The organism is Oceanispirochaeta sp. (assembly GCF_027859075.1).
GTDB lineage: Bacteria > Spirochaetota > Spirochaetia > DSM-2461 > DSM-2461 > Oceanispirochaeta.
Map to the genome: position 1 here is coordinate 1 of NZ_JAQIBL010000103.1, position 8,932 is coordinate 8,932.

Below are 8,932 nucleotides of genomic sequence, written 5' to 3' on the forward strand. Positions count from 1 at the left end.
GGTTGGCCGCATAACCCCGTACCTCTCTCACATCTCCAAAATAATGAAGCATCAGGTCAATCTGATGGGGTCCGATATCGTGAAACAGTCCTCCCCCGGAAACAGAGGGATTCAACCGCCAGTGATCTTCGGTCACCGTCATGATGTCTGAGTCCTCATTCTGGAACACTCTGATATTCACAAACTGAACATCCCCGATGATTCGGGCATCCAGCAGCTCCTTCACCTTTATAAAAGCGGACAGTCCGCGGCGGTAATGAGCCACCACCAGTTTCCTTCCCGATCTCTCCAATACCAGCAGGATCTCCCGGCATTCCGCCTCGCTGGGACACACAGGTTTTTCAAGGTAGACATCCTTACCCGCCTTCAGAGCCTGAATGACCAGGTATTTATGTGAAGAGGGAGGCGTGGCAATATAGATGCTGTTGATATCATCCCGCGCCAGAACCTCTTCCACAGAGTTGTACCAGGAGGGGACCTTGTGCCTCCGGGCAAAATCCTCGGCTTTGGCCGGATTCCGCCTCATCACGGCTTTCAATTCTGATCTATCGGCTTTTTGAAAAGCCGGCCCACTCTTAAGCTCGGCTACATCTCCTGCACCGATAATCGCCCATGTTGAAAATTGATCTGTCATGGTATTATTTTATACAATAAATGAATTAGAATCCTGGTATTGAAAGGAAAAACAATAAAAAAAACTGTTTTCAAAGAATGCTGTCTCTTATTCTGTTTACAAGCCTCATGTCCTGTGTGATGAACAGATTGGATCAGGAACATCAGGTTCTCGAGCTGGAACCGATGGCCGAAGGAATCCCCCTGGAGATTGTCCTCAGCGTAGGAGACCATTACAGCAGCCCTGTGGCTGAGAATCCCGGTGAAAAGCACAGCTTTGCCCTGATCGGCCAGGGCGGCTTATTGACAGAAGAGGCCGGTATCTATCAAAATCTGGAAGGTTTTGATACAGCGTTGAATCAGTTCAAGACCATGGAATACACAATAATCGCTCCCTGATAGGGAGCTTCGGTCAGAAAGGACGATTTTTTGAGCTTCATAATACTACTATTCACCGCCCTGGCCCTCTCCATGGTGCAGCCGCCTCCCTGAGCTGCGGCTGCACCATGGATGATTTCAGACACAATCACTGCCTTCTCACAGCCTTCTTATTCGGACTATTTCAGGCACTGATGCCCCTGGCCGGCTGGTGGGGGGCCTCATTTTTTAGCGGTTCCTGGCTTGATGTCTATGGATTCTGGATCTCATTTGCCCTGCTGATCATCATCGGGGGGAAGATGATATGGGAAAGTCTGCATCCTGATGCTGTGTGCCCCGATCCGGATGAAGCCTTCAAACTGGGGAATCTCCTGATTCTGGCTGTGGCCACCAGTATCGATGCCCTGGCAGTCGGCATCAGTCTGTCCCTCCTGGGTTCGGGAATTGGTGTGGAGGCTCTGGTCATCGGAGTAGTCACCTTTGGAATATCCTATCTGGGAGTTCATGCCGGACACCGGCTGAGCCATATCTTTGGAGAACGAATGGAAACAGTGGGGGGAATAGTCCTCATTCTGATTGCCTTCACCATCCTTCTGGAACAGGGCCGGTTTTTTTAGAGTTTATTCTTATCGGGTAACAATGGATGGGAGAGAATAAACTGCCATCCCCGGTCCTTCCTGTCTTCGAGTTCGGGCAGGCCGAAGAGCTGTTCCAGAAAGTAACCGGTGGCTCCGTAGGCCACCATACTCTCTCCCAATTCGGAAAACTCTATCTGACATTCCACCGGATTGGCATAGGGCCAGGATTCATTGATACACACTCGCAGCTGTTCACCCACCATGGTCTTAAACTCGCAAAGGACCCCCCCGACGACAACCCTGGACAGATTCAGCACATTCACCAGACTGGATATATTGCGGCTTATTTCATGGACAATGCGGATGACCACTTCGGGGTTGTTCCGGAGATCTCCCAATTCTTCGGGTTCCGTTGAAAACTGTCCGGCCCCGTTCCGTTCTTTCAAAACACTGGTAAACTCACCGGCCGAATAGTCCTTGCCGCTGTGCACCTGCCCTCCCAGAACCAGACCGATCCCTAAAGCCAGGCTCTGCAGTCCCGGTGAGTAGACATCTACATCCCGGAACTCGGAAAGGAGGAACAGACTGTTTTCTACGCGTGAGGCTTTTTGACCGGCCAGATCTCCCCAGCAGCAGCAATTGGCATCATTTTCGATGAATACGGGATAACCCGAGGCCTCTTCGGCAGACCGGGCAAAAGAAAGTGGGTCTTGAATACCAAAGGCCATGGAGTAGCATATGATTCCTTTATTTGAATCAATGACTCCCGGAAGACCCAGGGCAATTCCGGAAACCTTGTACTCTTCCATAGAGGGTTTTAACTCTTCCAGGGCGTTCAAAAAATGGTCCAGAAGGGAGGAGTCAGGCTTCTGAAGCCTGTTGGATCTGGTGAAAACGATTTGCCCCCGGGCATTGCTGATGACCGCATGGTAGAACTCGGTCTGAATTTCCATCCCCAGGATATAACAGAAATCCTGACGGACACCCAGGGAAACCGGTCGGCGCCCCCCGAGAGGAGAGGAATTCCCTTCCTTAATTTCTTCTGCAATCCCTCTATCCATAAGGATCTGGACGTTCTTGGTGATCGTTGATTTGTTGAGTCCCAGATCCCGGCACATCCGGGCCCGGGAGCAGCCCCGGTTTATCCAGAGGAATCGAAGGACCCGGGACATGTTTATATTGTTGATTTGATTCTGTGTGGCCATATTCTCTTGACTCCCGATCGTTCTCATGTCACAATTATTAGTATGTTTGACACTCAAACATACTAATAATATAAATTGTTCCGCCACTTATTACAAGTTTTTTCCTCCCACCGGAGCATAGCTGAGGAGCAAACCCATGAAATACGGATTTTTTGACGATCATAACAGGGAATATGTTATCACCGAACCTGCCACCCCCTACCCCTGGATCAACTACCTGGGAAGTCATGATTACTTTTCCCTCCTTTCAAATACAGCCGGTGGCTACAGTTTTTACAGGGATGCCCGCCTGCGCCGTCTGACCCGCTACCGCTATAACAATGTCCCCGTGGACACAGGGGGGCGTTATTTTTATATCAAAGAGGGAGAGACCCTCTGGAACCCGGGATGGAAACCCGCAAAGACCAGACTGGACAGCTACGAATGCCGCCATGGGATGGGATATTCCCGCATCACAGGAATGAAAAACAAACTGGAAGCGGAAACGACCTTTCTGGTCCCCGCCGACGGCAGTAACGTGGAAATGCAGAAACTGGTTCTTCGCAATACGGGAACAGAGACCAAAACATTCCAGCTCTACTCCTTTATGGAATTCTGCCTGTGGAATGCCTGGGACGACCAGACCAATTTCCAGAGGAACTTCAACACCGGAGAGGTAGAGGTTCACGGTCCCACCATCTATCATAAAACAGAATACAGAGAGAGAAGGAACCACTACGCCTGGTATCATGCCAGCGAAACGCCTCAGGGGTTCGATACAGACAGAGAGACTTTTACCGGACTCTACAACAGCTATGAGAACCCCGACCAGGTCATGCAGGGCACAAGCGGCAACAGCCTTGCCTCGGGATGGTCTCCCGTGGCCTCCCACCGTTTTGATATCACCCTGAAAGCAGGTGAAGAAAAAGCACTCGTCTTCCTTTTGGGATACACAGAAGTCGATCCTTCTCACAAATGGGAAAGCCCCGGAAGAATCAACCGGACCCCTGCCGAAAAGATGCAGAAAGACTACGGCAGCGTGGCGGCCTTTGATAAGGCTCTGGCAGAACTGAAGACCCACTGGCAGAACCTTCTGTCCCGGTTCAGTGTGTCCACACCGGATGAGAAGGTCAACCGCATGGTCAATATATGGAACCAGTATCAGTGTACGGTGACCTACAACATGGCCCGGAGTGCCTCCTATTTCGAGTCGGGAATCGGCCGGGGCATCGGCTTCAGAGACACCAGCCAGGATATGCTGGGCTGTGTCCACCAGTTCCCCCAGCGGGTTAAGACCAGACTCCTGGATGTGGCGTCCACCCAGTTTTCCGATGGAAGCGCCTATCATCAATTCCAACCCCTGACCAAGAAGGGAAATGCCGATGTGGGAGGCAATTTTAATGACGACCCCCTCTGGCTCATCATGGGCATCAGCCGGTATATCAAGGAGACCGGAGATTTTTCCATCCTGAATGAAAAAGTGGCTTTTGACGACTATCCGGATGTCCCCGAAACCATGGCTATCCATCTGGAGCGCTCCTTCTCCTTCACCCAGAATAACCTGGGTCCTCATGGGCTCCCTCTGATCGGCAGGGCCGACTGGAATGACTGTCTCAACCTCAACTGTTTTTCAGAAAACCCGGATGACTCCTTCCAGACCACGACAAACAAAAAAGGGGATACCGCCGAATCACTGATGATCGCCGGGATGTTCTCCTACATCGGTGAAGAGTATGCCCAGCTGCTGGAGCAGACGGGGAAACCCGAGGCCGCCGCAGAGGCGAGGGCGGCCGTGGAGAAGATGAATAAGGCCGTGGAAGAAGCCGGTTGGGATGGAGAATGGTTCCTGAGAGCCTATGATGCCCTGGGCGGAAAGATAGGCAGCAAGGAAAACAGAGACGGGCAGATCTTCATCGAGAGCCAGGGATTCTGTTCCATGGCCCGCATCGGTGCAGACAAGGGATGGCCCCGGAAGGCTCTGGATTCGGTCGAGAAAAAACTAGCCACCGATCACGGCATCATGATGCTCCAGCCGGCCTATAAGGAGTACCACCTGGAACTGGGAGAAATCTCCTCCTATCCCCCGGGATACAAGGAGAATGCGGGTATTTTCTGCCACAACAATCCCTGGATCATGATCGGCGAAGCCATGGAAAAGCGGGGTGACAAGGTTTTTGACTACTACAGCCGGATCTGTCCGGCTTTTCGGGAGGATATCAGCGATATCCACAGAACCGAACCCTATGCCTACTCCCAGATGATCGCCGGGAGGGACGCGGTGAATCACGGAGAAGCCAAAAACTCCTGGCTCACCGGAACGGCCTCCTGGAATTTTGTGGTCATCAGCCAGTGGATTCTGGGTCTCAGACCCGATTGGCAGGGTCTGGAAATTGATCCCTGCATCCCCACGGACTGGCCCGAATTCAGGGCCACCCGAACCTTCCGGAACAACCGGTACAACATCATTGTCCGGAACCCCGAAGGGCTGAGCTCAGGAGTCAAATCCATGACGGTCAACGGAGACGAGCTTCAGGGCACCATTCTGCCCCTGAAGGAATCCTCTGCCGAATGGAATGTGGTGGTGACCCTGGGATAGTATTTTGCCCGGGCATTGTCCCGGGCAAAATTCGACATGCCTCTCTCTGTTATTGAAAGGATTTCCGGAGGGAGGCCATCTCCAGGGCGCTGATGGCCGCCTCCCAGCCCTTATTCCCCCCCTTGCTGCCGGCCCGTTCCAGAGCCTGCTCCAGGGTATCGCAGGTCAGAACACCAAAGCTGACGGGAATCCCCGACTCGAGTGAAACTAAAGCAATTCCCTTACTGACTTCCCCGCTGACATATTCAAAATGGGGTGTTCCTCCTCTGATCACGGCCCCCAGACAGATGACGGCATGGGGTTTTTCTTTGACCGCCCAGGAGGCGGCGAGGGGGATTTCAAAGGCTCCCGGGACGCGGACAGTGCGGATATTCCCGGTGGGAACACCGTGGCGGATCAGGCAGTCCTTCGCCCCCTCTTCCAACCGGGATGTGATGATGTCATTGAAGCGGCTGACAACCAGGGTAAACTCCAGTCCCTCTCCCGTAAAATGGCCTTCCCTTATCATTTCTTTATTCATTTCCTTATTCATTTGAAGAACTCTCCTCTTTATACTTTTGATGATTTTTCAGGCACCCAGATGGCCCATCCTCATCTGTTTGGTTGCGATGTATCTTTTGTTGACAGGGTTTTCTCCCACCACGAGGGGAATCCGTGTCACCCCGATTCCCCGGGCTTCCAGCTGGCTGACCTTTTCCGGATTGTTGGTCAACAGTCTGATTTCTGTCATGCCTTTCATTTTCAACCAGTCCGCGGCGGCAGAATAATCCCGGCCGTCCGCTGGATATCCCAGATGCTGATTCGCCTCCAGGGTATCCAGCCCCCTGTCCTGAAGCTGGTAGGCTTCCAGTTTTGCCGTCAAGCCGATACCCCGGCCTTCCTGACGCAGGTAGATCAGACATCCACCTTCCTCCCGGCCGATCAGACGGAGGGATTCATTGAGCTGGGCACCGCAGTCACAGCGCCGGGAGCCCAGAAGATCGCCGGTGAGGCACTCGGAATGGATGCGGACCAGGGGGGCTTGTGAATCCGTGGCAGAATCAGAAGTTTTATAGAGACAGAAATTCTCTTCCTGTTCCTGATTTGTTTGAATGATCTCCATCTGAAAGTCACCGTATTCCGTGGGCAGAGGAACAGCCTGAGGAAGACCATTCACCCTGTGTGCCGCGATATCCTTCACACTCAAGACTCCCAGGCCCCACTCTTCAGCCAGCTCCTGAATCCTGTTTCCCCGGACCATATGACCGTCCTCATCCATCATCTCACAGATAACGGCCGCTCCTTCCAGGCCGGCTACTCGTGTAAGATACACAGATGCTTCGGTATGCCCCTGCCGCAGGGCCAGTCCGCCCTCAGCCTCCAGGATGGGAAACATATGGCCGGGCCGGGCAAAATCTCCGGGCCTGCAGTCGGGAGAAACCAGGCTCTTCAAGGTGACAGAGCGGTCAAAGGCTGAAATACCTGTTGTACAGCCCTTGACGGCATCAATCGGTGTTCCGAAGCGTGTCCCATGCATTGCACCAGGACCTCCCGTGGTATCCAGGAGGCTGATACCGGCCTTGTCAAATATACTTTGCTCTAAGGCACAGCATATAAGCCCCTTTGCTTTTGAAGCCATAAAATTGATCATCTCCGGACCGGCATGCCGGACCGCTCCCACCAGATCTCCTTCATTTTCCCGATCCTCATGATCTGTCACGATAATCATCCCCCCTGAGGCCAGGATCTCCGCCGCCTTTTCTACTGTTACTTTCTCTTTTATGTTCATAAATACCCCCATTGCAGCAGCTGCTGCTCTGTTATATTTGGTTTTTGATTGCCACTGGTTCCTAGTTTTTGTTTGCTGCCCCGCAGGAGCATATCCGTTTCAAGGTTGACCCGGTCTCCGGGATTCAGCATCCCCAGACAAGTGCTTTTGAGAGTCTCCCCGATCAGCTGAATTGAAAAACGGTCTTCTTCCAGGGAAGAAATTGTAAGACTGACCCCGTCCAGAGCCACCGAACCCTCAGGAATGAGGAAGCCCCCCTCACCGGCAGGTATTTTCAGAGTCAGCATCCGTCCTCGGCCGACCCAGCGGTTTTCCAGAACCCTGGTCCGGGAACTGACATGCCCCTGCACCAGGTGGCCGTCCAGGGGAGATCCGATCTTTAAAGCCGGTTCCAGATGCACCGAGGCTCCCGGCCGAATATTTTTAAAACCGGTTTTATCCAGGGTCGAGAAAAAGCATTCCGCCGTAAAAATATGTTTTTGACCGCTTAAGACCGTCAGACAGACACCGTTGACCGCCACGGAGGCTCCTGTCAGGGGAATATCCGCCAGGTCATGACTGATTTCAAGAATCCTGGAATGCTGCCGGTCATGAAGCCCCCGGACCCTGCCGATACAGTGAATCAATCCTGTAAACATGGATATTCCTCCCGGTCACCCTGGATCTCGATATCCCGCCCCGACAGGGCAGTGATCTGATTGTGGAGGACTCTTTTGTCTGACAGAGAGCTAATGCCCAGGTCTCCGCAGAAGGGAATGCCCCTGCCGATAAAGTCGGGAGACTGGAATACGGTCAACCTGTCCCAGAGGTCAGTCTTCAGAAAACTCTGAAATACCCTGCCCCCCCCTTCCACCAGCAGGCTATGGATGCCCCGGCTGTAGAGCTTACCCAGAATTTCAGGGAGAGAGAGTCCATCCTCACCATTGGTAATTCCTGCCCATTCCACAGGCGTCTCTCCGGGCAGGACGATCCGGTTCAAATCACCCCGGTTTCTGGAATGACAGACAAGAACGTCTCCACTCACTTTGACATCAGCTTCAGATTTTTCGAATATGGGCCAGTCTTCCGGCAGATCGCCTTTGGAACTGAGAATAACCCGCAGGGGCTGTTTAATATTATCTTGATCCGGGAGGCTCTGATCCCTCACTGTCAGCCGGGGTCTGTCCGCCATCAGGGTCCCCCGCCCTACGAGTAGAGCATCGTATTCCTGGCGGAGTTTCATCACCCTGCTCCTGGATTCACCGCAGCTGATCCAGCGGGAACTGCCGTCTGAGCCGGCTAGAAAACCATCCAGGGTCAAAGCCGCCTTCAGATGAACATAAGGTCTCTGGCGCAGCATATTTGCCTCATAGATTCTGTTCAGCTCAGAGGCGTCTTTCTCCAGAATTCCCCAGCGTACCTCGATCCCGGCGGCCTTTAATACCTTGACCCCCTCGCCCCGGACTCGTGGATTGGGGTCCAGCCGTGCAATAAAAACCCGGGAGATGCGGGCCTTCACGATTATACCGGTGCAGGGAGGATTGTGTTTTGTTTTGGATTGAAAACTGCAGGGTTCCAGTGTCACAAAGAGGTCAGATCCGGCGGGATCAAGGCCCCTTTCTTTACAATTGTTCAGGGCCGCTTCTTCCGCATGGATACCACCATAACAGGCATGCCAGCCCTCGCCGATGAGCATGCCATTTTTTACAAGAAGGGCTCCCACCATGGGATTCGGCAGTACAGCCCCCTCAGCCCGGCGGGCCAGAATCAGGGCTTTGTGCATAAATTGCTCAATTTTATTTTCCAGAACCTTACTCCCTGTCGGGGGTTCTGAAAG

At 53.0% G+C, this 8,932-nt stretch carries 10 protein-coding genes; 3 read left to right on the forward strand and 7 right to left on the reverse strand.

The features are described 5' to 3' along the window. Nucleotides 1-634 (reverse strand): Gfo/Idh/MocA family oxidoreductase (locus tag PF479_RS05765; protein WP_298003405.1); only part of this gene is annotated, 634 nt, incomplete at its 3' end. A gap of 77 nt (nucleotides 635-711) precedes the next feature. Here PF479_RS05765 and PF479_RS05770 point away from each other — a divergent pair. After that, nucleotides 712-1,011: a hypothetical protein gene (locus tag PF479_RS05770; RefSeq protein WP_298003408.1), complete on the forward strand. Its 300-nt coding sequence runs from the start codon at nucleotides 712-714 to the stop codon at nucleotides 1,009-1,011. Here PF479_RS05770 and PF479_RS05775 read toward each other — a convergent pair. Next, complete coding sequence (locus PF479_RS05775; protein ID WP_298003410.1) at nucleotides 972-1,136, reverse strand: hypothetical protein; 165 nt, start codon at nucleotides 1,134-1,136, stop codon at nucleotides 972-974. The genes PF479_RS05770 and PF479_RS05775 overlap by 40 nt on opposite strands. Between PF479_RS05775 and PF479_RS05780 the strand changes: the two genes are divergently transcribed. Further along, on the forward strand, nucleotides 1,119-1,607 hold the full coding sequence (locus tag PF479_RS05780; protein WP_298003413.1) for a manganese efflux pump MntP family protein: 489 nt from the start codon (nucleotides 1,119-1,121) through the stop codon (nucleotides 1,605-1,607). The genes PF479_RS05775 and PF479_RS05780 overlap by 18 nt on opposite strands. Here PF479_RS05780 and PF479_RS05785 read toward each other — a convergent pair. After that, on the reverse strand, nucleotides 1,604-2,773 hold the full coding sequence (locus PF479_RS05785) for an ROK family transcriptional regulator (RefSeq protein WP_298003415.1): 1,170 nt from the start codon (nucleotides 2,771-2,773) through the stop codon (nucleotides 1,604-1,606). The two genes, PF479_RS05780 and PF479_RS05785, sit on opposite strands and share 4 nt — an antisense overlap. Nucleotides 2,774-2,909: 136 nt before the next feature. On the opposite strand from PF479_RS05785, the gene PF479_RS05790 reads away from it, so the two are divergent. After that, entirely contained in the window at nucleotides 2,910-5,348 is a 2,439-nt protein-coding gene (locus tag PF479_RS05790) for a glycosyl transferase (RefSeq protein ID WP_298003418.1), read from the forward strand. Between the two features lie 49 nt (nucleotides 5,349-5,397). Here PF479_RS05790 and ribH read toward each other — a convergent pair whose 3' ends face one another. The 4 genes from ribH to ribD form a co-directional block, all read right to left on the reverse strand. Continuing rightward, entirely contained in the window at nucleotides 5,398-5,856 is a 459-nt protein-coding gene (gene ribH / locus PF479_RS05795; protein ID WP_367277205.1) for a 6,7-dimethyl-8-ribityllumazine synthase, read from the reverse strand. Between the two features lie 60 nt (nucleotides 5,857-5,916). Continuing rightward, the gene (gene ribA, locus PF479_RS05800) at nucleotides 5,917-7,116 is read right to left on the reverse strand and encodes a GTP cyclohydrolase II (protein WP_298003421.1); all 1,200 of its coding nucleotides are present in this window, start codon (nucleotides 7,114-7,116) and stop codon (nucleotides 5,917-5,919) included. After that, nucleotides 7,113-7,754 carry a riboflavin synthase gene (locus PF479_RS05805; RefSeq protein ID WP_298003423.1) on the reverse strand — a complete coding sequence of 214 codons (642 nt, stop codon included), beginning with the start codon at nucleotides 7,752-7,754 and terminating at the stop codon, nucleotides 7,113-7,115. The genes ribA and PF479_RS05805 overlap by 4 nt, the downstream gene beginning before the upstream one ends. Further along, a partial coding sequence (ribD, locus tag PF479_RS05810; protein WP_298003426.1) for a bifunctional diaminohydroxyphosphoribosylaminopyrimidine deaminase/5-amino-6-(5-phosphoribosylamino)uracil reductase RibD occupies nucleotides 7,739-8,932 on the reverse strand: 1,194 nt, incomplete at its 5' end. The genes ribD and PF479_RS05805, both read right to left, overlap by 16 nt.

What these genes read in the sequence shown, in the direction of transcription:
- PF479_RS05770 (WP_298003408.1), top strand. Translation starts at nt 712, where the DNA reads ATGCTGTCTCTTATTCTGTTTACAAGCCTCATGTCCTGTGTGATGAAC.
- PF479_RS05780 (WP_298003413.1), top strand. Translation starts at nt 1,119, where the DNA reads ATGGATGATTTCAGACACAATCACTGCCTTCTCACAGCCTTCTTATTC.
- PF479_RS05785 (WP_298003415.1), bottom strand. Translation starts at nt 2,773, where the DNA reads ATGGCCACACAGAATCAAATCAACAATATAAACATGTCCCGGGTCCTT.
- PF479_RS05790 (WP_298003418.1), top strand. Translation starts at nt 2,910, where the DNA reads ATGAAATACGGATTTTTTGACGATCATAACAGGGAATATGTTATCACC.
- ribH (WP_367277205.1), bottom strand. Translation starts at nt 5,856, where the DNA reads ATGATAAGGGAAGGCCATTTTACGGGAGAGGGACTGGAGTTTACCCTG.
- ribA (WP_298003421.1), bottom strand. Translation starts at nt 7,116, where the DNA reads ATGAACATAAAAGAGAAAGTAACAGTAGAAAAGGCGGCGGAGATCCTG.
- PF479_RS05805 (WP_298003423.1), bottom strand. Translation starts at nt 7,754, where the DNA reads ATGTTTACAGGATTGATTCACTGTATCGGCAGGGTCCGGGGGCTTCAT.